This window comes from Microcoleus vaginatus HSN003, from assembly GCF_022701255.1.
Lineage (GTDB): Bacteria > Cyanobacteriota > Cyanobacteriia > Cyanobacteriales > Microcoleaceae > Microcoleus > Microcoleus vaginatus_B.
Genome location: NZ_CP031705.1, coordinates 4,170,169 through 4,193,507 on the forward strand (window position 1 = coordinate 4,170,169; position 23,339 = coordinate 4,193,507).

Below are 23,339 nucleotides of genomic sequence, written 5' to 3' on the forward strand. Positions count from 1 at the left end.
ATCGACATATTAGCCTCCCAAAATCATCCTAGTCGCGTGCATTTCCTGGAACTTGAGCTTTCGCGAGCTCTGATCAAACCAATCTCAAACCTCCAAACTTTTTCCCCCTTCGCCTTCCAACGGTGCGGGCACTGTGAAATAGAAACTGCTTCCTTCTGAGACAACACTTTCGGCCCAAATTCTGCCGCCGTGTTGCTGTACTATGCTGCGACAGATAGCCAAACCCAACCCCGTACCTCCTTTTTGGCGGGAGTCAGAAGCATCGACTTGTTGAAACCGTCCAAAGATAGTTTCTAGTTTATCTGCAGGAATCCCCCGCCCTCGATCTTTGACTTCAAATAAAACCCGTGAAGCGTAGCTATCCCGTAGGGAATCGCCCAAATCTTCAACCCTGACAGTTACTGTACTCCCCGGAGCAGAGAATTTAATCGCATTGCTCAACAAATTTACCAACAGTTGAACGATTCTGTCGGGGTCAGCCCAAATTTTTGCTGTTTCGGGCAAAAGCGACAAATTAATGTTATTTTCGGCAGCCAAAGAAAGCACAGCTTCTGCCGACTTCCGCATCAAAACCTCGGCATCGCACCACTGCTTGACGAGGATAACTTGGCTCGAATCGAGCCGCTCTAAGTCGAGAATATCGTTTACCAAACGCACTAACCGTTCGGTATCGCTCGAAGCGATTTCTAACATCTGTTTGGCAGTTTCCGGTTTATTTTTCAGTACCCCAGCCGCCAGCAAACCTAAAGAACCGCGAATGGAGGCAAGCGGCGTTCGCAGTTCGTGGCTGACAATCGAAATAAACTCATTTTTCATTTTTTCAATTGCCCGACTTTCTGTGATATCTGTGACTGTGCCGACGTGACCAATGAGTTGAGCTCTGTCGGAAAAAATCGGAGCTGTTTTAAGCCGACAAAACCGGATGGTTCCGTCTCGCTGGATGTGGCGGAATTCGCAGGAAAATTCCCCATCTAGCGATTGTGATTCCGACCACTTAGACAGAATTAGTTTGATGTCTTCGCGGTGAACAAACCGCATCCAGCCGTTTCCTAAAGCTGCTGTCGGTGTGAAGCCACCAATTGCTTGACAGCGAGGATTTGTATAGGTACATTTCCCCTCAGTATCGATTTTGAAAATGCCCACGGGGGAACTCTCGCTCAGAGAGCGAAATAAAGCTTCGCTTTCCCGAAGTTCTGCTTGAGAGCTTTCTAGTTCTTTGGTTCGCTGCAAAACTCGCATTTCTAACCGTTCGTTGAGCTGTTGGAGGGCGGCTTCAGCAAGTTTGCGATCGCTAATATCCCGGTGCACTGATACCCAGTGGGTAAAATCACCATTTTCGTCCGCTATGGGCACAATGCTCATTTCTACCCAAAATTCCGTCCCGTCTTTGCGGTAATTTATCGAGTCAACCCGCACCGGCTGCCAGGTTTTCAAAGCTGTCCGAAGTCGATGGAGACTGGCGCGGTCTGTTTTTTGTCCTTGCAAGATGCGCGGCGTTTTGCCCACAACTTCTTCTAGCGTATAGCCGGTCATCCGCGTGAAAGCTGGGTTGACATAAAGAATTCGCGGGCCCGGTTCCTCAATCGGTTCAGCTTCGGTAATTAGCACGGCGTCGTTAGTGGTGGTGACTACTGATTCCAACAGGCGCAACTGTAATTCTCTAGCTTTGCGATCGGTAATTTCTGTAACTGTCCCCACCATCCGCACTGCATCGCCGGCTTCGTTGTAAAAAAACTTACCTTTCGCCTCAATCCAGTGAATGCTGCCGTCCGGCCAAACCACGCGGTTTTCGTGACAGTAATCCGATCGCTGGGCGATCGCCTGATTTATAGCATTCTCCATACTTTTTAAATCTTCTGGGTGAACGTAAGCTGCCAAACTTTGATAAGTTCCGCCAAAAGTTCCCGGGGCCAACCCAAACAACTCTTCGTGTTCCCTCGACCAAACAAGGCGATTTTTCTGCACGTCCCAGTCCCAAAATCCGATTTTGGTAGCCGACAAAGCTAAGCTAAGCTGCTGATTGGTTTTTCGCAACTCCATGCTAGTAATAGCAACTCGAAGTTCTCGGGCTATTTCGATTTCGCACCGCTGCCAAGGCAAAGATTTTAACCTCACAGTTTCTTGCCACAAGTCAAAGGAATTGCGAGGAGATAGCGGCCGGCTGCCATCCGGTTTAACTTCAATTTCCCCGTCTGGTTGACCGGCCCAGTTGACAGTTTGGATTGTTTCTGGACGGAACCACAAAATGTAATAATTTTGCATCTCGGACATGGCAAGTACCAGCAAACCGCTAGCAACTTCTTTAAACTTCTCGGATGGCGGATACAGTTTTGAGAGAGAATCTGTATGAAAAATATCATTATTTCTTTGAGTTTTTATCCAAGCAATTAAGCTTTCGATTTCTACCAATTCCGGGGTTTTGCCGATGGTTGTTAAATTTTCATTGGCACACACAACTCCACCGATAGCGCCCACTAAGGTCAGCAATTCATCTGGGGATTTAAGTAAACCTTCTACAAACCAGTGTGATTGAGAAATTTTTGTGACAAATTTATGGCAATTTTCTTTTAAATAAAGTGTATATTCCCAATTTTCGCTATCTTGTTTGTAGCTGAGTTCTAGATTCACAAACTTTGCTAGCAGTTCGCAAGCCTTTCTTGTTTCGTAGCTGACATACTTTCGCGTTGGGTGGTGACAGGCGATTAATCCCCAGAGTTTTTGATCTTTGATTAATGTCAGGGTCATGCTAGCACCAATGTTCATATTTTTGAGATATTGAACATGGCAAGGGGAAACTGCTCTCAACAAAGAGAAGCCCAGATCCAGGGGGCGACCGGTCAGCGGATTGCAGTGAGGAATTAGTTCTACAGGCTGACAGTTAATATCGGGAATAAACCGAATTAAATTCATGTTGAACAGGTTTCTTGCCTGGGGGGGAATATCGCCAGCCGGATAGTGCAGTCCCAATAAAGGAGCCAAACTTTCTACTTTGTCTTCGGCGACAACTTCCCCCGCACCGGTGGCATCAAATTGATAGACGATCGCTCTATCGAAACCGATCATCCTCCGCACTTCTTCAACTGCTGTCTGACATAGCACTTGCAGGTTTTGTGTTCTGTGGATTTTGTCTATCGGCTCTTGGACTAAATGATAAAAATTGAAAGAATCGCTAGGTTTTGGGGAAACAGCCGACTCGAGTTCAAGAATTACTGCTGAACTAGATTGATGCAGCGTCCCCTGAAAAAAAGACTCGCGGTTTTGACTTTTGAATGATAATCTGATACCGTTAGATTGAGGGCAGTTTTCAAATAAAGCTTTTTCTATAGCCTCCATTTCCTCAGTTTCGACAAATTCCTGTAAAAATTTGCCCAAAAGTTCTTCGGGATAAATGCCGAGATCCTCAAAAATATTGTTACTAACTTGCAAAATTTTCAACTCAGGAGATTCCAGCACTAAAAGGATGCCATGAGGTTGGATCGCAGCCGGGGCGTAAATTTGTTCGCCGTCGCTGTCATGGAGATTGTCTGTGTCTGAGGGCAATACCATTGCTTTCATCTGATTAATACTTCTCTAAATTAGCTTGTGTTCTCGATCGGCGCGCCAGCATCAATTAACAGCACCGCGTCGGCATCACACAATCTAACAATCCCAAATCTTGGCTAAGGCTTCCTGATTTGTTGCGGACACGCACTGCATATTTGCTCCTAGTTATCCCATTTTAAAAAAAAGAATACAAGTGTAGGTACGTGCTCGAAGCCCATATCTCATCAGTCATTCCCTGTTATTCAATTTTTTAATTCTTTAAATCTAAAATGGGATTAGCGCTGTGCCTGAGCCAGTCTGTTTCTGAGTTGAGTCCGCTCCAAACGATTTAGGAGGCGAGCAATTAATTCCGGTTTCACGATCGGCTTGTTCACGTAGTCGTCAGCACCTGCGACAAACATTTGGCGCACGGTTTCCGACTCGGAATGAGCTGTCAAAAATAGCACGGGGAGCTTGCTCCAGCGCAAATCGTTGCGAACTGCCAAACACAGCTCGATACCGCTGTAACCGGGCATCTCCACATCTAAAATGAGCAAATCCGGACAAGTCGTTTCGAGTACCTCCCAGAACTTTTCGGGATCGTCCAATGTTGTTACTTGAAATCCCCAAGGTTGTAGAATCACTTGCAGTGCAGCCAATAGATGCACGTCATCGTCTACCACCATAACTTTAGCTTCAGCAGGGCCAGTCTGGTCGATTAGTTGGGCGACTGCTTTGAGTATATCTGCTGGGGGCATAGATTTGTGTAAAAAGCCGGAAGCTCCCAAACGAGCAACTTCTATTCGATCGCTCAATTGATTGTGCCCGCTAAAAACCATCACTGGAATTTCGGGCTTTTCACTGCGGAGTTCGGCTAAGAGAGAAAGTCCGTTTTCCTGAGATCTGGAAAATGTCAAATCCAGCAAAATCGCGTCGGGAGGCTGTTGAGAAATCGCATTTCTTGCCGCTTGCGGAGAGTTGGCAACTTCTATCTGGAAGCCGGAACCGGATGCTACTGTTTTCAGTTGATCGCTGCCAAAAGTATCATCATCAACAATCAGCATTCGCCGCTGTGGCGAAACCTCAGCAACCACATCGCTTTCAGATTCGGGCGACGGGCGATCGAATATTTGTTTGAGCTTATGCAGAAATCCCTCAATTTGCCGCTCCGTTCCCGGTTTCAAGATGTTTTCCGCCTTGAACAACTGTTCTATCTGGCGCGCCAATTCCGAACCTTTAGGCAGCCCTAAAGTTCCCAAAGAACCGACTAATTTGTGAGCTTGAGCCTGGGCTTCTTCTCGCAATTCGCCCTCCAATCTCCCCTTTTTCAGTTGAGCGATCGCGAGCTCAAATATCGCCACCTTTTCTATAAAATTAGCTTTTAAATTTTCCCGCATTTGGGCAATCGCATTCAAGACTTTGAGACGGCGCTCGTCTTTGCTTAATTCCTGGCTCGACCCGCTAGATTCAGTAGATAAAGTCTCTTGAGTTTTAGCAGTTTCTGCCGTTTCCTGCCCAACTTGTTGGCTCTCAATGTCCTCCGGCAGACTTTTGAGGCGATAGCCCAATCCGTACACGGTTTCCACTAAATCTACAGTCATCCCGGCTGCTTTCAGCTTCTGCCGCAGCCCCTTGATGTGAGCGGTAACGGCTTCTTCTTGAGGAAACTCGCCAGCAGACCAAATGCGATCGAGGATGGCGCTGCGACTAAAAATGCGCCGAGGATTTCTCAGGAAAAGTTCTAGCAAATTGTACTCTTTGGGAGTCAAGTGCAGCACTTTTTCGGCATAAGTTACTTCCGTAGTGTCCGGGTTGACTTGCAGTTTTTCCCATGTCAAATTTGTACTCGACAAAGTTGCCTTACCCCGGCGCAGCAAAGCCCGAATTCGAGCGATTAATTCTTCGAGATTAAAGGGTTTAACCACATAATCGTCTGCACCCGCCTCTAAACCTTGGACTCGATCGTCGCTGCTATCTAGCGCTGTCAGCAGTAAAATCGGCATTTGGCAGCCGGACGATCGCAATTTTCGACACAAACTAATGCCGTCGAGTTTAGGAATCAGCACATCCAACACAATCAGGTCGTAATCGTATGCCTGCACCAAATGCAACGCTGTTTCACCGTCTGCGGCCGCATTCACATTGTAATTGTGAGAGTTCAGCGCTTCAGTCAGCACACTAACTGTAACTGTGTCATCTTCTACCAGCAGGATTTTCATAAACGTCACCTGTCCTTCCAACTCTTCGGGGAACTTTTTATCGGTTTTTGGGGCTAATTAAATAGCCTTTTTACAACTGAATTTAAAAATTCCCCACCTTCAGTATAACAAATACTATTCTAGAAATAGAATAATGGTAAATTATTATTGGGATTTTCTTTGTTTTCCTCTCGAAATATTGCATTAGATTCGGGCGGGCATTTTATGGCTTTTTGGACTTCAGCGCCTGCTGAATCTTTTGAATCAGATATTGCGAGGAATCTTGATGTTTAACTAAATCTTCCAACTCGGCAACTGCTACTTCGGCGTGTTCTATCTCTCGAACCAAAGAATCAGCAGTAACACTTTTTATGACTCCCAAAGGTTCTCGGATAGGGGTCAATGAATTGAAATTTTTTTCCGCTATCAATTCTTCCAACTCTAACAGAGCCATTTCTGCGCGATCGATCTTGATAGTCACGGATTTAGCCACATTAGCACCCGCTCTTGCGGCCTCCGTGAGTTCGTGAACTCGAAGTTTAAACCGGCTGGCAATTTGCTCCATTTGAGTCCCCAATTCAAAAGTTTTACTTGCCAGTCTGCCAATTTCTAGACTCACTTTGCTCAGACCGCTGGGCTGACTTCCCATTTGATTGGTAACTACAGCAACCTGTACTGCTAAATGCCTGACTTGTTCGATCGCCTCCCGGATGGTTCGGGAAGTGCGGTTAACCGTTTCTAAATCATTAGCTATTGCTTTGCCCACGCCCAAAATTTTATCTGTATTGTTGCAAATAGAATTAGCACCTTGAAAAGTAGCTTGAAATGCTTGGCGACCTTCCGAAGAAATCAGTTTGGCAATCCTCACAAATCGCTGATTCATTTGAGCAATTTCTTCAGCTTGTTTGACCAGTGCCACTTGCTGGGAACTGGGATTAGTCTGCAATTTTTCTGTTTGACGTTGTTGGATTTTTAAAAGCTCATTACATTCTTGAACCTTAGCCTGTTCTTGTTGAATTAGTGCCAAATACTTGTGTCTTTCTATGCGATATTTTTGGATAACTTTGTTAGCTTGAGATAAAAGTTTAGACTGGGCAATCACCAAAGTATGAACATCCAAAAGGCGGTGGCTCTGGTTTTCCATCACCACAATAATCGGTTCATAAATCAAGTCTTTGTGCCTGTTGAAAGACGCTTGCACGGCATCCTCAACTTTCCAGTTTTCCGAAAGCACCAAAGGCGGAATTCTAATAAAATCTAACAAGGCTCGAATCGGGTGTGACCCATACAGTTCTAGGCGATCGGGAAAACTCATTTGCTCTCGAAATTTGACGCGAGAAATCATGCCCAATACCTGTGATTCATGAGTAATGATGACTCCCGGCAGGTGGGGTTCTTGCTCAAATCTTTCAGCCACTACCAGTCCTAGAGTTGCAGCGCTCACTTGGAAGTCGTGACACGGCAGATGTCCGATCGTGAAATCGGGGGTGAGTTGAGTTGGATTGCTCATTTACCCGGATAGTGTTAAGTACAAGTTAACAAATTATATATTAATATTATACTGGAATAAGATTGTTGAAAGTAGTCAACGACCCAGCACGGAAGTGACTGGGCTTGGGGCCTAAAACTTCATTTTCAGTTGACCAGCCTGAGACCTTTGATGTCTAGGTTTTTTGAGTAATGACACCAAGCGGATGCGTAGCTAGTCCCCTGTTCTGTCGTTAAGGATTAGACATTTTTATTTGGGTTAAGGACGTGCCATTAGGCGAATCAGCTCAGAAAACAAAGGCGCGTGCTAACTTCACCCTAGCAATAGGAGTGGAATTACTTAGTTTCCATCAACAACCAGGTTCACAAACACAACCAGAAGCGATCAATTATACAGCCGTATCCCTTCCCCCCGTTTCCTCCTACCGCTTTCGCCCTCGTAAAGCGCTGAAGCGGGACTCACTCGCCCAGAAAATAAATGACAACTATAGCAAGAAATTAGCTCTCTGACCCCGGGGCCTTCTATTACCTACTTTCTGACTGCTGTCATCTCAAGTCTGTTGGATGGGTGGCGTCTGCTGTGCCCCAGGTTCCGTCCTCACAACAGGGGCATTCATATTTTGTTCTTTAAAACAACCGGGAAAATATCTAGATTGAAATCAAAAACCTTAAATCGGACTTTGCCACTAGCAACCTTTGAGGCTGTTTACCAGTTGTTACAGCAAATGGCTGAACTCCCCGGAGCGATTTGGCTCACCGACGATGCTCACGCTGATTCTCAAAATCTGGAAAACTCCTCGGAAAGGTTTGCAGCAGTGGTATCCGATCATTTTAGTGCGCTGCTGCAGGGCAAGCTATTAGATGAGTTCGCAACAAACGGACGCAAGCACAGCGAAAAAAATCTCAATTCGCAATTGAATGTGCAGTTGACTTTCGATCCTGGGGCGATCGCCAATTTCCTCTCTCCCCTCACACACAAACTCGCAGCAATAACGCCCGCACCGCGAAAAATTGACATTCGCGCCCTCAAACAAGCAATTAAAAATATACAACCAAACTCGGCATTCTTTCAAAGCGAATTCACCCTAAATTTGCTGGATATTCTCGCTTCAGATGCCACAAAAAACAGTCAGCCGCCCCTACACAACCAAACAGAAATAGAACTTAATTCCGCGCCCAAAGTGATAGCTCCAGAAACGCTACAGCTCCAGATTACCGAAGCAGTCAATCAATTACAAATTGCCAGTCCCTGCATTTCATTTTGTCAGCCAGTGGAAGATGCTTTGCAGCAGCAGCTCGAACAAGAGCGACTTTTGAATCAAGTGACAACTCAAATCCGCCAGAGTTTGGAATTGCCTGTAATTTTGTCAAAAGCAGTCGAGCGAGTGCGAGAGTTTTTGGAAGTCGATCGCCTGTTAATTTATCAATTTGAAAAAGTGCCAGCATCGCACAATGACGAGTTAGCTAAAGAAATACCTGCGGCGGTTTCGGGGTCGGGCAAAATCAAAGAAAATTCCGGTTCTTACTTGTATTTAGGTCGTGTCACCTACGAAGCTTTAGCTAACGATACTATCTCGTCTGTACTGAATTTTAGTGAAGACGCGCAGTGTTTTACCAATGGAGTCCTAGACAAAGAGAAATATCGCAAAGGTTTAACTTTGTGCGTGGCGGATGTGGAAACAACTTACTCTTCGCAGCCTTGTTTTTTAGACTTGATGCGGCGGGCGAAGGTGCGGGCGAAGTTGCTAGTGCCGATCGTAGTTCAAGACGAGTTGTGGGGACTGCTAATTGCCCACCAGTGTACTTTTCGGGAGTGGGAAGAAAGCAAAAAAACATTTTTGCGACAAATAGCAGAACATTTGGCGATCGCCATTTACCAAGCCGAACTTTATGCAGAAGTCCAGCAGCAAAAGCGCACCTCAGAACAGCGCGTAATAGAGCGCACGCAAGAACTGCACGATGCACTGGTCGCCGCTCAGTCTGCCAGCCTCGCCAAGAGCGAATTTTTGGCAGCTATGAGCCACGAATTGCGGACTCCCCTCACCTGCGTCATCGGCATTTCCGACACGCTGCTGCGGTGGTCTTACGGCAAAGTTGGCAGCAAAGAAGTGCCGGTGCAAAAGCAGCGGCAGTACCTACAAACTATCCGAGACAGCGGCGACCACTTATTAGAATTAATTAACGATATTTTAGATTTATCGCAAGTAGAAGCGGGAAAAGCAGTATTGAAAATTAGTGAATTTTCACTTTCTAAATTAGCTTCTCAGAGCCTGCACGCGCTTAAAGAAAAAGCTACGGCTAAAGGCGTGGAACTGGTGCAACAACAGCGGATCAAACAAGAGTGCGATCGCTTCATCGCTGACCCGCGCCGCGTGAGACAAATCCTCTTCAACCTTTTAGGAAATGCGATTAAATTTACTCCCGAAGGTGGGCGAGTCATCCTGCGAGTTTGGGTGACAGAAGATAAAAATCAAACGCCGGCAGTGCGGCAGCCCGGTACTGCACCTGCTGGCAGTACCGCTGTTTTTCAAATCAAAGATACCGGCATTGGAATTCCCGAAAATCAGCGATCGCTTTTGTTTCAAAAATTCCAGCAGTTGGATTCTCCCTACCGTCGCGAATACGGTGGCACCGGTCTGGGATTGGCTTTAACTAAACAGTTAGTAGAGCTTCACGGGGGCGCGATCGAAGTCAAATCTACAGTTAATGTCGGCTCTACTTTTACCGTTTTTATACCCATCCAAACTCTAACCAAAGATGAATCCACAAAATTCACATATGAAAAATCTAATTCATCTTTACCCCTGCATTCTTCCTCCTTGCGGGGCAGTCTCGTGCTGGTAGAAGAAGACGAAGAAACTGCTATGCTGATTTGCGATATCCTGACAGCAGCAGGACTGCAAGTGGTGTGGATGATTGAAGGTTCGGCGGCGGTGGAACAAATTGAACTTTTGCAGCCGAATGCTGTGATTGTCGATATGCGTTTGCCCGGTATGAATGGCTGCGAAATAATTCACCAACTACGCCAAAGACCCGCTACTGAAAATATCAAGATTCTAGCTTTAAGCGCTACTGAAATTCCGCCAGAGCAGATATCTTTCGTGACTGCCGGAGCTAACGATTGTTTGGCTAAACCGATTCACCCTGAGCAATTGCTGGACAAAATTATTTCTTTAATGGCTGGGATTGGTAATGGGTAATAGGGCATGGGGCATGGGGCATGGGGCATGGGGCATGGGGCATTGGGCATTGGGCATTTAATATAATTGAGTTTTTGAGGTAATTATGGGAAGACCTGATTTTGAGGAATTAGAGGTTTATAAGTTGGGGGAAAGTTGGGCGAATCAGATTTGGGAGATTGTTAAAAAATGGGATTACTTCACAAAAGATACGATGGGCAAACAGATCGTTCGGTCTGCTGATAGTGTCTGTGCTAATATTGCTGAAGGAAGAGGTCGTTATAATGACCAAGATAATCGGCGTTTAGTAAAAATTGCTAGAGGCTCTTGGTAGGAAAGAGTAAACTGGTTAAGATTAGCCTATGCTAGACAAGTTATCACAAGCGAAAAAGTAAGCAAATTTAAACCAATTGTCGATAAAATACTACCAAAACTTAACGCTTATTTGAGTTCAATAGGGCACAGGGAATGAATTACAAAAAAAACCCGATGCCCGATGCCCGATGCCCGATGCCCAATTCCCCATTCCCCATTCCCCATGATTAATTTTCAAATTCCTACAGGATTAATTGTTTCTTGTCAAGCACCTGTTGATTCGCCGCTGCACGATCCGATCGTAATTACGGCAATGGCTCGAACCGCCATCAATCGAGGTGCATCGGGCGTGCGGATTGACACTCCGGCTCACATTGCAGCGGTACGAAAACAGATATCCGCTCCCATAATTGGGATTTGGAAGCAGCAATTGCCCGGATGCGAGATTTACATTACTCCTCGGTTTGAAGACGCGCGGGCGATCGCCGCTTCGGGAGCTGATATTATCGCCGTTGATGCTACTCTGAGAAACCGTCCTGCGGGGGGCGAAGACTTAAAGACATTAATCGCGCGAATTCACAGCGAACTGGGAAAATTAGTGATGGCGGATGTAGATACAATAGAATCTGCGATCGCGGCAGCCGAAGCTGGAGCAGATACTGTAGCAACTACTCTTTTTGGCTACACTCCCCAGACGGAAAAATTCTCGCCGCCAGGATTTGATTTGCTTGCCGAAATGGTAGAAAAGCTTAAGGTTCCCGTTATCTGTGAAGGCGGGATCTCTGGGCCGGAAATGGCTAAAAAAGCCTTGGATTTAGGAGCGGCGGCTGTTGTTGTGGGGACAGATATTACTGGGATTGATATTAAAGTGACAGCCTATAAGTCGGTGATTGCGAACTAAGAAGGAAGTTCGGCAACGGATTGTTTAACGGATGTAACGGATGTAACGGATGTAACCGATTGAAGGAAGTTCGGCAAGGGATTGTTTAACGGATGTAACGGATGTAACCGATTGAAGGAAGAAGGGAGAATAAATATTCGGCGATAGAAATTGCTTTTAGGCAAACGAAACGCGCAGGGTAAGGTGTGGAAATATGGGGCGATTTCTATCGCCCTTTTTCTGCGGAAGTTGCTAAATCAGTGCGCCGTTGATAAAGCTGCTAACTACAGCCAAGGCGATCGCCCCCAGTACCGCGCTCCAAAGACCCATCCGCAAACTAAATCCTTCAACTAACTTCGCAGCGGAGGCAAAAATAATCACGTTCATTACAAAAGCAAACAGGCCGGAAAGCAATCCCAGCGTCAGTAGGTTCGGTACGAAAAAAACTGCTTTCAGAATTGGCAAAATTAAAACATTCAACATTCCCAAAGCCGCAGCAGAAATTACTGCTTTCGGTGTGCTGTCAATTTCTACGCCGATCGGCAGTTGAGAAATCAGTAGCAAGCTGCTACCCGTCACCAGCCAAGCAATCAAAAAATCGATCGGTTCCACAGCGCCCCTACCTCCTTAACAGTTGAATTGTCAGAAAAAGCTGATATTTAACATACATTTTATATAGCTTAATTAAATAATCCGGCTGATTCGTCTGCCAATCGACAGAATTTATGTCTGTTACTAAAGAGTGAGAAGTTATAATCCCTGTAATCATCTGCCAAATCATCCGGATGGGGACCGTATCAACCTGTTAGTTGAATAAAAAGAGCAGATTAATTAATATGGCTGGCGATTTTTCTTTTAACTCTAAAATCCGATTCGACAAAAATGGCTTGGACAATGCTTCACGGCAACGCAGCCGATCGCTCCAAGTTATGATTTTCATGCTGCTCGTCACTACCTTGGTGACGCTACCAATATTTCGTCTAGCCGAATTGCAACTGATACAGGGAGCCTATAACCGACAGCGGGCGGAAAATAACCGCATTCGCCCTGTTTCAGTCCCAGCGACTCGGGGTCAAATTTTAGACCGCAACGGCAAAATTTTTGTGGCCAGCCGCGTATCTCGATCGGTCTATGTGTGGCCAAAAGAGCGATCTGCCCAGGAGTGGCAAGAGATCGCCACTACGCTGGGCCCGATCGTCAAACTTCCGGCAGCCGAAATTATCAAAAAAATCGATGTAGCTGGCTACAGATCAGCCCTGCCAGTGCGAATTAGTAAAGATATCGATGTCGGTACTTTCGTCGCTTTGGGAGAACAAGCTAATACTTTGCGGGGAGTTGAAATTCGCGTAGAATCGAGCCGAGACAATCCCCACCAGCAATTAGCAGCTCACCTTTTGGGATACGTCGGCGAAGCTAGTTTAGAGCAATTAAAAGCTAACCCTGTATATCCGATGGGGATGCTCGTCGGTCAAATGGGAGTTGAAAAATTAGCCAATCCAACTTTAGAGGGCGTTTGGGGAAACCGTTTAATCGAGGTGAATGCTAAGGGCGAGGAAATCCAAGATTTAGGTGTAAAAGACCCGATTCCCGGCAAACCGGTGCAGCTAACTTTAGATTTAGATATGCAGAAAACTGCGGAAAAAGCTTTGGGCGATCGCCTGGGTGCAGTTGTGGCGATCGACGTAAAAACCGGAGCTCTTTTAACAATGGCTAGTTGGCCGACATTTGACCCCAATATTTTCACCCGCAAGGTGACTCAAACAGAATGGGATCGGCTGCAAGGGCCAGAAAAACCGTTTTTAAATCGAGCCGTTCAAGGTTATCCAGTCGGTAGCACTTTTAAAATTGTCACTGCTATAGCGGGGATGGAGTCAGGCAAGTTTTCTCCTGACTCGACTTTGGGCACTTCTTCTTCAATTACGATCGGCGGAATTTCTTTTAACGAACACAGCGGCGGTTACGGCGTTATCGGTTTCCGCGATGCTTTAGCCTACAGCAGTAATACGTTTTTCTATCAAGTAGGTATGGAAGCAGGCCCCGAACAAATGGCGAAAGCGGCTAAAGCGATGGGCATTGGCGGTACTATTAATTTAGATCTTTTGGGGTTAGAATCCGCCAATCACGGTCAAGTTCCGATCCCAGCAGAGAAACAGAAAATGTATGGGGAAGATTGGTATGTGGGCGATACAGTAACAATGGCGATCGGTCAAGGTTTGGTACTTTGTACTCCCCTCGAATTGGCTGTGATGGTGTCAACTGTTGCTAATGGCGGTTATCGAGTGCAGCCCCATTTGTTGGCTTCTCAAACCAATACTCCTATTACCCAAAAAATCCAGACAGGTATTAAGCCGGCAACTTTGAAAGTAGTTCGCGAGGGATTGATTGACGTGGTGAAAAAAGGTACTGGCAAACGCATGAATGATGGTACTATTCCTTTAAGCGCGGGCAAAACTGGAACGGTGGAAATGCCCGGTCATCCTGACAATTCTATGTATGTGGGTTTTGCTCCTGCTGACAAACCGGAAGTTGCGATCGCAGTTATAGTTGAAGGTGGCGGATTTGGTTCTGTATCGGCGGCACCAATTGCTCAAGAGGTATTCCGAACCTATTTTCAGAAGCAGGGTTTTAAACCTACTAATAAGCCTCTCTAGTCATTAGTTAATAGCTGACTGTTGACTGTTGACTGTTGACATTTTGTCCAATACTTCGATCGCACTATTCTTGATATCTGGGAAAAGTGCGATCGATCAAAAGTTTTCCCCTACCAATCGTCTCACTTCCACGGTCGATAAATTCATCATTTGCGCCACCTGTTCCAGACTCATTCCAGAATTTAAGAGTTGAGTTACCAGCGATCGCAATGTTGACTCCGCTGCCAGTCGGCCCAGATTTTCTTCCTTGTGAGTCTTCAAAAACTCACCCGTTTCAGGAACTCTAAACCTCAATTCTCCTGAAATTATATGCAATTCCAGTCCCAGCACTTCACTGAACAACCACAGCGTATCGAAAGCGATATTGTTGGCTGCAATCGGCTCATACTGATTGTTTATTAGACGTACTCCCTGTAAAATCGGATTTAGGTAATCTCCCGACGGATCGTACTGAAAATATTCCCTAACTCCCAAAGCCCGATAAATTTCCGGTTTAGTTTCTTGGTCTTTCGTCTGAGTTGTTTCCGAAGTAATTTCTAACACAAAATCGGGAGTAATTCCCCCTTATTCCCAAACTTTATAATTATCCCTTTTGCGGTTGGCTACTCCAAACACCACATAAACATCCGGGGCCACAACTGCCTGGTTGTTCCCTTCTTCATAATATATGAAAGAATTGGCTGACACGTAAACATCAGAACGTTCTTGAAAGTAAAGCTTGACAGATTCAACGCTGTAAGTCATGTAATCCCGCGTGATGTCACTTTCAGCCATCGGCTCTCCGTCGCTGCTGGGATATTCAATTTCTACTTGTTCGAGTTGAGTTAAAATTGTCATTTTTCAATTTCCCTCAAACTTAATTAATTTAATGCTAGCATTCGGTCGAAGTTGGGAAAAGTTCGATATTCCTCAAAAAAATCAACAGCCATAAGGTACGCAGGGAACACCCTACATAATTAGGTTCTGCGTCCTGGACTGTAATGCTGGTATGAGGTTGTACAGATACAGACTATTTAAATTCTAATTAATCCCTCTATCTAAAATAATCATTTCCGAACCAACAACGGGACTTCTAGCTATTAACTTGCCTTCCATATTGGCAATTTCTAACTTACTAAAATCGAGTAAATTAGCCTCTTTCCACATTTTAGTTGCTAGTTGAGTTTGCTCGATTGCGCTGAGTTTGTACCAATCTTCAGCGACTTTTACTGTCAAAATGCTGCTGGAAAAATTAGCTTGAACAGACTCAACTAAACCGCCGCCCAGTCGATTCTTAATCTCAGTAACTTGATTTTGAATCGCAGCAATCAGAGACTGTTCCGGCGTCAGCGGCGGCGGTGGGATAAGTTCTACTGGTTGCGGTTTTTCCGGAGCCACTAAATCGGGCAACTTGCTTTTGAAGTTAGCAGAGATTGGCTCAGATGGTACGATCGCCTCTGGCGATTGCGGCGTTCCCGATGCCATAAAATCACCAAACGTTGCCGGCGACTGCTGCGCTGCTGGCAAAGGCACTTTTGCTACTTTCTCCGACGGTTTTGGTGAGAAAGTGTTGAAAGTTAAACCGACTACAACGATCAGAATAGCGGCTATAGCGGCGTTTAAAATTGGATCGGACAGCTTCTGATTCGTAGATGGTGGCAGTAGCGATCGCACTAGCCGCACAATACTTTGCCAAAGTATACCGACGTTCTCTAAAAAGCTCCCTTCCCTGCGTTGGGATACAGGCTTTTTATCAACTTTTACAGCAACTTTTGGTGGCACGCTGTTAACTTCCACAGCAACAGCGGGAGGAGTTACTGTTGCTGAGTCAGCAGCGGTGGGCGCGATCGGCTTTTGGGCCTGCAACGGCGGTTCGGCTGGTAATTTTTTGCCTTTTTTTCCCAAATTCCCAATCGAGGCAATCAAAGCTTTGATTCTCTGATTTTTGGGAACCGCGCTGCTGGCATTTTGAGTTTTGCTGCCAGTGGGGGCAGACTTTGCAGCCGAATCAACCTGCGGTGTCGGAGATTGAGAGGGTTGTGGAGTTGACTGGTTTAGTTGTTCTTCTGACATTTTCTCTGCCTTGGGGCGTTGCAAATATATCTAAACGAGATAAATTTTAGTTGAGCCATCTCAACCTTAATTTATCATTTAACTTAGTTGTAACCGAATCAAAATGAGCATCAAACGCCGTCACTTTCTACTTTTAGGCAGTCTCAGCAGCTTTGGTTTTGCCGGAGCCTGGAAAATGTTTCAGATTCGGACTTCCTCCGGTAGAGACACCGATGCTGCTGTGGCTTCTAACGTTGAGGCAGAAAGGGCGATCGTCCCATTGCCGGCCTCACCGCCTATTTTACGCTTTATTTCGGTGGCCGACACCGGTACCGGCGCTGAAGGTCAGTATGCTGTGGCTGAGGCGATGGCGCAATATCACCGCGAAAACCCTTTTAATGTTGCTGTTCTCGCCGGCGACAATATCTACAATAACGGCGAAATTGAAAAAATCAATGCTGTTTTCGAGCGGCCTTATCAGCCGTTATTGCAGCAAGACGTAAAATTTTATGCTTGTCTGGGAAATCACGACATCCGCACTGCTAACGGCGATCCGCAAGTTAAATATGCGGGTTTTAATATGCAAGGTCGCTACTATACTTTTCGCCGCGATCCCGTACAGTTTTTTGCTTTAGATACCAATCACAATGCGGAGTGGGAAAATCAGCTTGTTTGGCTGGAAAAAGAGTTGAGTCAGAGCACCGCACCTTGGAAAGTTGTGTTCGGCCACCACCCGATTTATTCCTCTGGCGTCTACGGATCGAATCCATCTTTTATTAAGACTTTGGCGCCTTTGTTTCAAAAGTACGGCGTGCAGGTTTATATCAACGGACACGAGCACAGTTACGAACGCACTCGCTCGATTAACGGTACGACTTATTTAATTTGCGGTGCCGGCGGTGGCACTCGTCCGGTGGGGCGTTCTGAGTGGACGGAGTATTCTGCTAGCCGCCTGAGTTTTGCGACGTTTGATGTCTATGAAGACCGGATATTTGTCAGTTCTATCGGTACTGACAAACGGGTTTTCGACCGAGGGGTGATTCAAGTGCGATCGGCTTAATTCAGATTATATTCAGGAGGCAACAAAATGAATAGGGGTTGTAGAGCCAATAAAACTGGTTTTGTTTTAGAAACAACTGTAGAAGGTACGTTGAGAGGCCACGGATATCTCGAAATATGTCCCCAGTTGCCGAAAAAGCGCAAGCTAGAGTGGCTCTTAATCTCTACTGAAAATCCCAAGCGATATGCTAAACAGGTTTATATCGGGTCTAGCATTTATGAAACTGAAATAAATGTCGATTTTTACATTGTTAATTCCGGTGGGTTTTCTCGGGGTCTAATTGTTGAGTGCAAGTGGCAAGAAGACAAAGGTTCAGTAGACGAGAAGTATCCTTACCTCAATTTAAATATTAAAAATTGTTATCAAGTGCCAACTATTGTTATAGTGGGCGGTGACGGTATGAGGCAAGGTTCGATCGACTGGTTTAAAAAACAAATTTCTGACAATCAAAATCTGTTGGCAGTTCACAAGCTCGAAGGTTTTATTACCTGGGCTAACAAATATTTGTAACCGGAATTACGGAACTTTGCCACGTGTGGGGTAACCACGTATTGCTTCTAGAAAATATGCTTAATTAGAGACTTTGCTTAAGTAAAATTTAAAATAAACGTATTAATAATTCCTTGATTTTACCGCGCTTGAAACTATTAGAATTAATTCCCCTAGACGCTGAGATTTCAATGAGTTGTGGCCGAGATTGATTTGGGAAAATTTGAGTATCGCTGTAGATTTTTTCGATAAAATCGCAGTTAGAATTAGACAGCATAACTTTCACGCCCCGTTTTGCAAGTTCTGCAAAAATATCTCTCAGTTTAAGCTGTTCCGATTCTTTGAAATTATCCCGGCTGTAAGTCGTAAAGTTACTGGTGGCACTGATTGGATAATAAGGCGGGTCAAAATAAACAAAGTCTTCGCTGCTTGTAGCAAAATCCAAAATTTCCTCGAATTTTCTGACTTCAATTTGAGCGGGCGCGAGTAAAGATGAGACCGATCGCAGTAAATCTGCTTGACAAATGTTAGGATTTTTGTATCGACCTATGGGAACATTAAATTCACCTTTTGAGTTTTCTCTGTAGAGGCCGTTGTAACAAGTTTTATTTAGGTAAATCAGGCGTGCTGCTTTTTCTGTATCTGTTTTGTAGGAGCGCGATCGCACCGAGTAATAATAATCTTTATTGTCCTTGGTATGTTCTAACTGATGCTCCTCTAAAAGTAGAATCAGCTCCTCAACTTTATCCCTGACACAGCGATAAGCATTAATCAACTCAGGATTAATATCTGTTAAAACAGCTTGCAAACCAGGGTGCTGCTGTGCTAAGTAAAAAAATACAGCTCCGCCACCCAAAAAAGGCTCGTAGTAAGTTGTGAACTTTTCAGGAAAATAAGGTTGATATTGTCCAATCAACCTAGTTTTGCCTCCTGCCCATTTCAGAAAGGGACGTGGCAAGACGAAAGAAGGTGCGGAAGCAGACATTTATCTAGAAATAACGGCCCTATAATATTTATCACAACTAGAACTCAATAGAAATACTTCTGAAGTTCTTACCGGAGGTAGCGTGGCATTAAACAGACAGTGCCGGAGCCATCGACAAAAAGTTTTCGTTAGAATTATATAGTCAGCCTCGCCGGCAAAAATGCCCGATCGCCCGATCGGCAGATTTAGCTTCGGCTGTGCCAAAATTGTCTAACTCGCTCACAAGTGTTACCAGTCAAAGATCGTGCTGTGACACTTTACCCCACCAAGCTCATGCAAGATTTTATTAATAACGCCTCTCGCTACCCGCGCTTTTTGATCACGATATGTCTGGGAATTTTCTTTTTCCTGTTCCAGCAACTCAAACCCTTGCTCGATCGACCAGCAACTGCGATCGCCCTGATTAGTTCGATTGTAGCGACTTTTGTCTTTCTAACTTTTACACTGCGCGCCATGTTAGGCCTGAGTTCGGTTTAAAACCAAGCTAGAGCGCCAACATCAACCGCAAATTCAGTTAAAACACTAACTTCCAAAGTAACTGCCAACTCTTGCACGCGATCGCACACTTGACAAGAGTCGCTGCGATAGATTGGAAGAGGAAAAAATTTGGCTAGTTACGCCAGTGCTGCTCAACCAAGGCGCAGGCAAACATTACCGAAGTGCAGGACAAGCGTTTGGGGCTATCAACACTCACTGGGGAAATACTGCACCTCTGTTTCCCCGGTGTCCCACTTAATCCTTAGGAAGCGGCACACCCCGCCCCGCTTTCCTCTCCCGTTAACCTGACGGTATCACGAGAGTTTCCAGCGGACAAGACAGATGAAGTTTGAACATATCTATCAATTTTTTCAAGACCCCCCTCCTGTTTATCTAAACAAGGAATTAGCTGTGTGCTACATTCTCTCCGTGTTATTGCGCGGAGATTCCTACGGTACAGAACTGATTGGCCAACTAGAGAGGGAATTCCCCATCTACCGACTTTCTGATACCGTTCTCTACAGCGCTCTGAAATTCCTCGAAGATGAAGCCGTAATCACCGGTTACTGGAAAAAAGTAGAAGGACGAGGCCGCCCCCGCCGGATGTATCAAATCCTGCCTGAGTGGAGGCATCAAGCTCAAGACCTCGCTCGTCTGTGGCACGATTACATTGGTCAGGGAAACGGCGCTTCCGAGCGTCGCTCCCGCGCCTTAGAAACTGGTCACACGGGTTAGGCGAGTTTGAATCGGATGCCTCAACCCTGGAGATGCTGGCGCTACTTGCAAAGCGATTTGCCCGATTGCCGTCGCTTTGCTCGATCGCCACACAGCGATTAAAGCAGCTACATAACGTCAGGACTTACGCATGGTCACTTGAGAATTAGGGATGATGGGGAGATATGGGAATTTGGTGATGGGGAGAAAAACGCCTTGCTACAAAGCTTTCTGCGAATTTTGTTAAAAAAGTGTCTGCGTAAGTCCTCGATCGCTTTCGTATGTAAATTTCTGTAAAGTAATAGTAGATCATTTAAATTACACAAACTTCTACCGATGGATACTGCTGTTCTTCCTTCAACATTTGTGCTGACGCTGCTGTTGGCTGTTGGCTTGTTTTTCTTTATCAAGGCCTCAGTCAAAGATCGCATCGAACAAGTCAAGCTTGCTTCCGAGAGCGCCCAAGAGTCACTGTTAACCGAGCTACAACAGTATTTTGCCCAGAGAGCTTACCGAGTTGCAGCCGTCGATGCCCCCAACTATAAAGTCACGTTTGAGGGTTTTGTGCGGCCGAGTTGGTTTCTAGCTATTTTTCTAACTCTGCTGAGTGCAGGCGGCGCTCTGTGCTTGGGACTGGTTTTGGGAATGCTAGTTCCTCAGCAGGGTCAAATTTTCCTAGCTTTGGTACTGCTGTCCCCGCTGGCGGGGGTATTTTACTGGAAAAAAGCTGGACGCTCTGAGCAAGTCTCGCTCAAACTCGAAGCAGTTGCTGAGTCGGGAAGCCAAACCAAGAGCTTTGTTACTGTGCGAGCTCACCGCGATGAACTAGCTGCCATGCAAAAAGCTTTAGATTTGAAACCGCTCGATTAAAAGTTTGACGCGGAACGTTTTTTGATATGCTAGATGCCGTAGTTAGACTTCGAGCAGACAAACCGATAACTCAAGAGCAGCTCTCTCGTTGGCTGGTTTTTTGATCCACTTGTTTGATCGACAAATTGATCGACAAAACAGTCAAAAAAAACCATTATCGTGAAAGTGCCAATTGTGGCGATCGCCCTTGGGCTGCGATCAAGCCTGTTGCGATGGCTCCTTATACCCTAATTCCTAAGGACTTTTCGCAGAAAATTCAGTTGGCACTCTCCAGACAATGAGAACTCTCGCGCTTTTGTTAAAAGACTTAGAAAAACATTGCTGTCAATGTTTTGAGCTAAACATTTTGAGCTATGCGCGGGCGGCTGCCACCACAGGAATTTTTTCTGTGGTAGCTTCCAACATCACCTTTAAGCTGGGAAACAAGAAATGGTTCTCTTCTACGTATTGGGCTCCAAATAAACCTTTTTCAGCCCAGAAGTATCTGTCAGTGGTATGCTCGTTACGCTTGACTAACAGCAAAGCTGGGGGAGCAATCCCTTCGGCATGGATGAACTTGCGAGCCGCTGTTACGGGTTTATCTTCGCCGCTCTCGATGCTATATTGAGGCACACACTCTAAAATTCTGCGTCCTTCTTGTCGGCGGCGACTCTTGCGTTTGCGTCTCCTGGCCAATTTCTTTACCTCCTCTGTGAGCAGACAGTATGAGCAGACAGGTTGTAATGATAGCTACCAAATCCGAGGCCAGTATATCCGTTCTAGCTCAAAAATTCAACTGTTTTTAATATATCGACATAATCTTAACATTCGTGCCGATCGACAAAAGTGTAGCGGTTGTGGTATGGTTGGCCGCAAGTTCCGCCAAAAGCCCAGCTTGGGGATCGGTGGAAGCTGCGCGGACGGCGATGCGGGGCAATTTGGGTTCATGAAAGCCCCATGCCTTCAGCATAGCTGCCTTCTATCAAAGGGAAGAAACCTGAAATCTAGAAGTCTCTCATCAGTAATCCGTGGCCGATCATTTGTAATTTACTTAGAATTCCGTTAGATATCTTAATGTGGCGCTCATGTTAATGCCAGCCAGTTCAGAATTTGTCAAGCTTTGTCACTCGCAGGTGGCCATCGCCGTTAGTTTGGGAGCGAAATTCAGCGCGGTATACCTGACACAAGAGTTGGTAGAAGGCAGCGAAGCAAAGTTGGTGCCGATCGCGGTTTACCCAGAAACCTCAGCCGAATCTGAAGAAAATCAGGGGTTGAGGTTGCAATCTCCCGAAAGCTCGACAGTGAAACCCGTGCCACGACTGCTGGCGCCGCCGGTTCTGCCTGTGGAAGAATCAAGGGTAGGGGCGATCGCACCCGAGCGGCTTCCGGGTGAGGAGCGCAGTTCCCATCAGTGCCAAGGCCCGGAGAATGTGTGGCAGCAGCGGAGGCAAATTGTGACGCCTCTGATACACGAGGGAGCTGTAATGGGACTTCTAGTCAGTGGTCGGCAAGACAGGCCTTGGAACGAGCGAGAGGAGGCTCAGATAAAACAAATTGCTCGCAGCTTAGCCCTGGCGTGCGTTTTAGACCAGCGATCGCAGTGGATGCACCAGGAATTGGGCGCAACTCGGCAAATCCAGGCTCAGGTTTACGACACGATGCACAATTTGCTCCACCAGTTCAAAAGTCCGCTGACAGCGTTGCGAACTTTTGGCAAGCTGTTAGCGCGGCGGCTGGTACCGGAAGACAAAAACCGCAATGTGGCTTTTAGTATTGTCCGAGAGAGCGATCGGCTACAAGAGTTGCTCGGCCAGTTCGATCGAACCGTTGACACCGGCGAAGCACATCTAAAACTGCCATCGGGCACTTCAGAAAAAGCAATGTCCAATGTCGAATCAATGCGGCATTCTCCTCTGTCGCTGTCACCTGCGGCCAATTTGCAGGAATCCTGTTTTGTTGCAGAAGTCTTAAAACCGCTGTTAATTTCCGCCGAGGCGATCGCCTCTGAAAGGAATCTGAAATTGCTAGCTGACCTGGAGGCGGATTTGCCGCCAGTCTGGGCGAACGATCGAGCTTTGCGCGAGGTTTTGAGCAATTTAATTGACAATGCTTTGAAATATACCCCTGCCGGCCGCCAAATTTATATTAAAGTCAGGTACAAAGCAGCGGAGGGCGATCGGGCAGGATACAGCCAATTGCCTGCCATAGCAGTTGCAGTCAGCGACACTGGTTCCGGCATTCCCCTCCAGGATTTAGAGCATTTATTTGAGCGGCACTACCGGGGAGAAAAAGCACAGACCGAAATTCCTGGCACAGGATTGGGTTTGGCGATCGCCCGCGATTTAGTCCGCCAAATGCAAGGAGAAATAGAAGTATTTTCCCCACTCAATCCTGAATGGCTGCCCTCTGTAGAGACTAATTTATTATATCCAACGGATCGCGGCACTACGTTTGTGGTTTGGCTACCCGTGAATAAGTAACTAACTCTACTGCTAGGAGAC

At 46.0% G+C, this 23,339-nt stretch carries 21 protein-coding genes; 11 read left to right on the forward strand and 10 right to left on the reverse strand.

From position 1 onward, the window contains the following. Positions 1 to 84: 84 nt before the first annotated feature. The 3 genes from D0A37_RS18150 to D0A37_RS18160 form a co-directional block, all read right to left on the reverse strand. A complete protein-coding gene (locus D0A37_RS18150; protein WP_242716418.1) occupies positions 85 to 3,546 on the reverse strand; it encodes a PAS domain S-box protein in 3,462 nt (1,153 codons plus the stop codon). 272 nt (positions 3,547 to 3,818) lie between these two features. After that, positions 3,819 to 5,741: a response regulator gene (locus D0A37_RS18155; RefSeq protein ID WP_242716420.1), complete on the reverse strand. Its 1,923-nt coding sequence runs from the start codon at positions 5,739 to 5,741 to the stop codon at positions 3,819 to 3,821. A gap of 202 nt (positions 5,742 to 5,943) precedes the next feature. Then, complete coding sequence (locus tag D0A37_RS18160; protein ID WP_242716422.1) at positions 5,944 to 7,230, reverse strand: CBS domain-containing protein; 1,287 nt, start codon at positions 7,228 to 7,230, stop codon at positions 5,944 to 5,946. Positions 7,231 to 7,861: 631 nt separating this feature from the next. Between D0A37_RS18160 and D0A37_RS18165 the strand changes: the two genes are divergently transcribed. The 3 genes from D0A37_RS18165 to D0A37_RS18175 all read left to right on the forward strand — a co-directional run bounded on the left by D0A37_RS18165 (position 7,862) and on the right by D0A37_RS18175 (position 11,603). Next, positions 7,862 to 10,408, forward strand: coding sequence for a hybrid sensor histidine kinase/response regulator (locus tag D0A37_RS18165; protein ID WP_242716424.1), 2,547 nt, complete (start codon positions 7,862 to 7,864; stop codon positions 10,406 to 10,408). An 85-nt stretch (positions 10,409 to 10,493) separates the two neighbouring features. After that, positions 10,494 to 10,721, forward strand: coding sequence for a four helix bundle protein (locus D0A37_RS29510; protein WP_445242415.1), 228 nt, complete (start codon positions 10,494 to 10,496; stop codon positions 10,719 to 10,721). A gap of 204 nt (positions 10,722 to 10,925) precedes the next feature. Next, on the forward strand, positions 10,926 to 11,603 hold the full coding sequence (locus D0A37_RS18175) for an N-acetylmannosamine-6-phosphate 2-epimerase (RefSeq protein WP_242716426.1): 678 nt from the start codon (positions 10,926 to 10,928) through the stop codon (positions 11,601 to 11,603). Between the two features lie 231 nt (positions 11,604 to 11,834). Here D0A37_RS18175 and D0A37_RS18180 read toward each other — a convergent pair whose 3' ends face one another. Then, the gene (locus D0A37_RS18180; protein ID WP_242716428.1) at positions 11,835 to 12,194 is read right to left on the reverse strand and encodes a phage holin family protein; all 360 of its coding nucleotides are present in this window, start codon (positions 12,192 to 12,194) and stop codon (positions 11,835 to 11,837) included. Between the two features lie 224 nt (positions 12,195 to 12,418). On the opposite strand from D0A37_RS18180, the gene mrdA reads away from it, so the two are divergent. Continuing rightward, positions 12,419 to 14,233 carry a penicillin-binding protein 2 gene (mrdA, locus tag D0A37_RS18185; RefSeq protein ID WP_242716430.1) on the forward strand — a complete coding sequence of 605 codons (1,815 nt, stop codon included), beginning with the start codon at positions 12,419 to 12,421 and terminating at the stop codon, positions 14,231 to 14,233. Between the two features lie 96 nt (positions 14,234 to 14,329). Here mrdA and D0A37_RS18190 read toward each other — a convergent pair whose 3' ends face one another. The 3 genes from D0A37_RS18190 to D0A37_RS18200 all read right to left on the reverse strand — a co-directional run bounded on the left by D0A37_RS18190 (position 14,330) and on the right by D0A37_RS18200 (position 16,285). Then, the gene (locus tag D0A37_RS18190; RefSeq protein ID WP_242716432.1) at positions 14,330 to 14,776 is read right to left on the reverse strand and encodes a Uma2 family endonuclease; all 447 of its coding nucleotides are present in this window, start codon (positions 14,774 to 14,776) and stop codon (positions 14,330 to 14,332) included. A 21-nt stretch (positions 14,777 to 14,797) separates the two neighbouring features. Continuing rightward, positions 14,798 to 15,070, reverse strand: coding sequence for a hypothetical protein (locus D0A37_RS18195; RefSeq protein WP_242716433.1), 273 nt, complete (start codon positions 15,068 to 15,070; stop codon positions 14,798 to 14,800). A gap of 183 nt (positions 15,071 to 15,253) precedes the next feature. Then, the gene (locus D0A37_RS18200) at positions 15,254 to 16,285 is read right to left on the reverse strand and encodes a hypothetical protein (RefSeq protein ID WP_242716434.1); all 1,032 of its coding nucleotides are present in this window, start codon (positions 16,283 to 16,285) and stop codon (positions 15,254 to 15,256) included. 103 nt (positions 16,286 to 16,388) lie between these two features. Between D0A37_RS18200 and D0A37_RS18205 the strand changes: the two genes are divergently transcribed. Both D0A37_RS18205 and D0A37_RS18210 read left to right on the forward strand, forming a co-directional pair. After that, complete coding sequence (locus D0A37_RS18205) at positions 16,389 to 17,324, forward strand: metallophosphoesterase family protein (RefSeq protein ID WP_242716435.1); 936 nt, start codon at positions 16,389 to 16,391, stop codon at positions 17,322 to 17,324. Positions 17,325 to 17,351: 27 nt separating this feature from the next. Continuing rightward, complete coding sequence (locus tag D0A37_RS18210) at positions 17,352 to 17,834, forward strand: PD-(D/E)XK nuclease superfamily protein (protein ID WP_242716436.1); 483 nt, start codon at positions 17,352 to 17,354, stop codon at positions 17,832 to 17,834. Positions 17,835 to 17,922: 88 nt separating this feature from the next. On the opposite strand, the gene D0A37_RS18215 is transcribed toward D0A37_RS18210, so the two are convergent. After that, positions 17,923 to 18,798, reverse strand: coding sequence for a DNA adenine methylase (locus tag D0A37_RS18215; RefSeq protein WP_242716437.1), 876 nt, complete (start codon positions 18,796 to 18,798; stop codon positions 17,923 to 17,925). A gap of 273 nt (positions 18,799 to 19,071) precedes the next feature. Between D0A37_RS18215 and D0A37_RS18220 the strand changes: the two genes are divergently transcribed. From D0A37_RS18220 to D0A37_RS18235, 4 genes are all read left to right on the forward strand, one after another. Beyond that, complete coding sequence (locus tag D0A37_RS18220; protein WP_242716438.1) at positions 19,072 to 19,275, forward strand: DUF751 family protein; 204 nt, start codon at positions 19,072 to 19,074, stop codon at positions 19,273 to 19,275. Between the two features lie 342 nt (positions 19,276 to 19,617). Further along, the gene (locus D0A37_RS18225) at positions 19,618 to 20,010 is read left to right on the forward strand and encodes a PadR family transcriptional regulator (RefSeq protein WP_242716440.1); all 393 of its coding nucleotides are present in this window, start codon (positions 19,618 to 19,620) and stop codon (positions 20,008 to 20,010) included. Between the two features lie 315 nt (positions 20,011 to 20,325). Further along, on the forward strand, positions 20,326 to 20,859 hold the full coding sequence (locus D0A37_RS18230; protein ID WP_242716442.1) for a cofactor assembly of complex C subunit B: 534 nt from the start codon (positions 20,326 to 20,328) through the stop codon (positions 20,857 to 20,859). Between the two features lie 125 nt (positions 20,860 to 20,984). Further along, positions 20,985 to 21,140, forward strand: coding sequence for a hypothetical protein (locus D0A37_RS18235; RefSeq protein WP_242716444.1), 156 nt, complete (start codon positions 20,985 to 20,987; stop codon positions 21,138 to 21,140). Positions 21,141 to 21,210: 70 nt separating this feature from the next. Here D0A37_RS18235 and D0A37_RS18240 read toward each other — a convergent pair whose 3' ends face one another. Next, entirely contained in the window at positions 21,211 to 21,534 is a 324-nt protein-coding gene (locus tag D0A37_RS18240; protein ID WP_242716446.1) for a DUF3155 domain-containing protein, read from the reverse strand. Between the two features lie 106 nt (positions 21,535 to 21,640). Then, complete coding sequence (locus D0A37_RS18245; protein ID WP_242716448.1) at positions 21,641 to 21,808, reverse strand: hypothetical protein; 168 nt, start codon at positions 21,806 to 21,808, stop codon at positions 21,641 to 21,643. Positions 21,809 to 21,929: 121 nt separating this feature from the next. On the opposite strand from D0A37_RS18245, the gene D0A37_RS18250 reads away from it, so the two are divergent. Further along, positions 21,930 to 23,318 (forward strand): GAF domain-containing sensor histidine kinase, encoded by a 1,389-nt coding sequence (locus tag D0A37_RS18250; protein ID WP_242716450.1) that lies wholly within the window; start codon positions 21,930 to 21,932, stop codon positions 23,316 to 23,318. Positions 23,319 to 23,339 lie beyond the last annotated feature (21 nt).

What these genes read in the sequence shown, in the direction of transcription:
- D0A37_RS18150 (WP_242716418.1), bottom strand. Translation starts at nt 3,546, where the DNA reads ATGGTATTGCCCTCAGACACAGACAATCTCCATGACAGCGACGGCGAA.
- D0A37_RS18155 (WP_242716420.1), bottom strand. Translation starts at nt 5,741, where the DNA reads ATGAAAATCCTGCTGGTAGAAGATGACACAGTTACAGTTAGTGTGCTG.
- D0A37_RS18160 (WP_242716422.1), bottom strand. Translation starts at nt 7,230, where the DNA reads ATGAGCAATCCAACTCAACTCACCCCCGATTTCACGATCGGACATCTG.
- D0A37_RS29510 (WP_445242415.1), top strand. Translation starts at nt 10,494, where the DNA reads ATGGGAAGACCTGATTTTGAGGAATTAGAGGTTTATAAGTTGGGGGAA.
- D0A37_RS18175 (WP_242716426.1), top strand. Translation starts at nt 10,926, where the DNA reads ATGATTAATTTTCAAATTCCTACAGGATTAATTGTTTCTTGTCAAGCA.
- mrdA (WP_242716430.1), top strand. Translation starts at nt 12,419, where the DNA reads ATGGCTGGCGATTTTTCTTTTAACTCTAAAATCCGATTCGACAAAAAT.
- D0A37_RS18195 (WP_242716433.1), bottom strand. Translation starts at nt 15,070, where the DNA reads ATGACAATTTTAACTCAACTCGAACAAGTAGAAATTGAATATCCCAGC.
- D0A37_RS18200 (WP_242716434.1), bottom strand. Translation starts at nt 16,285, where the DNA reads ATGTCAGAAGAACAACTAAACCAGTCAACTCCACAACCCTCTCAATCT.
- D0A37_RS18205 (WP_242716435.1), top strand. Translation starts at nt 16,389, where the DNA reads ATGAGCATCAAACGCCGTCACTTTCTACTTTTAGGCAGTCTCAGCAGC.
- D0A37_RS18210 (WP_242716436.1), top strand. Translation starts at nt 17,352, where the DNA reads ATGAATAGGGGTTGTAGAGCCAATAAAACTGGTTTTGTTTTAGAAACA.
- D0A37_RS18215 (WP_242716437.1), bottom strand. Translation starts at nt 18,798, where the DNA reads ATGTCTGCTTCCGCACCTTCTTTCGTCTTGCCACGTCCCTTTCTGAAA.
- D0A37_RS18220 (WP_242716438.1), top strand. Translation starts at nt 19,072, where the DNA reads ATGCAAGATTTTATTAATAACGCCTCTCGCTACCCGCGCTTTTTGATC.
- D0A37_RS18225 (WP_242716440.1), top strand. Translation starts at nt 19,618, where the DNA reads ATGAAGTTTGAACATATCTATCAATTTTTTCAAGACCCCCCTCCTGTT.
- D0A37_RS18230 (WP_242716442.1), top strand. Translation starts at nt 20,326, where the DNA reads ATGGATACTGCTGTTCTTCCTTCAACATTTGTGCTGACGCTGCTGTTG.
- D0A37_RS18245 (WP_242716448.1), bottom strand. Translation starts at nt 21,808, where the DNA reads ATGCTGAAGGCATGGGGCTTTCATGAACCCAAATTGCCCCGCATCGCC.
- D0A37_RS18250 (WP_242716450.1), top strand. Translation starts at nt 21,930, where the DNA reads ATGCCAGCCAGTTCAGAATTTGTCAAGCTTTGTCACTCGCAGGTGGCC.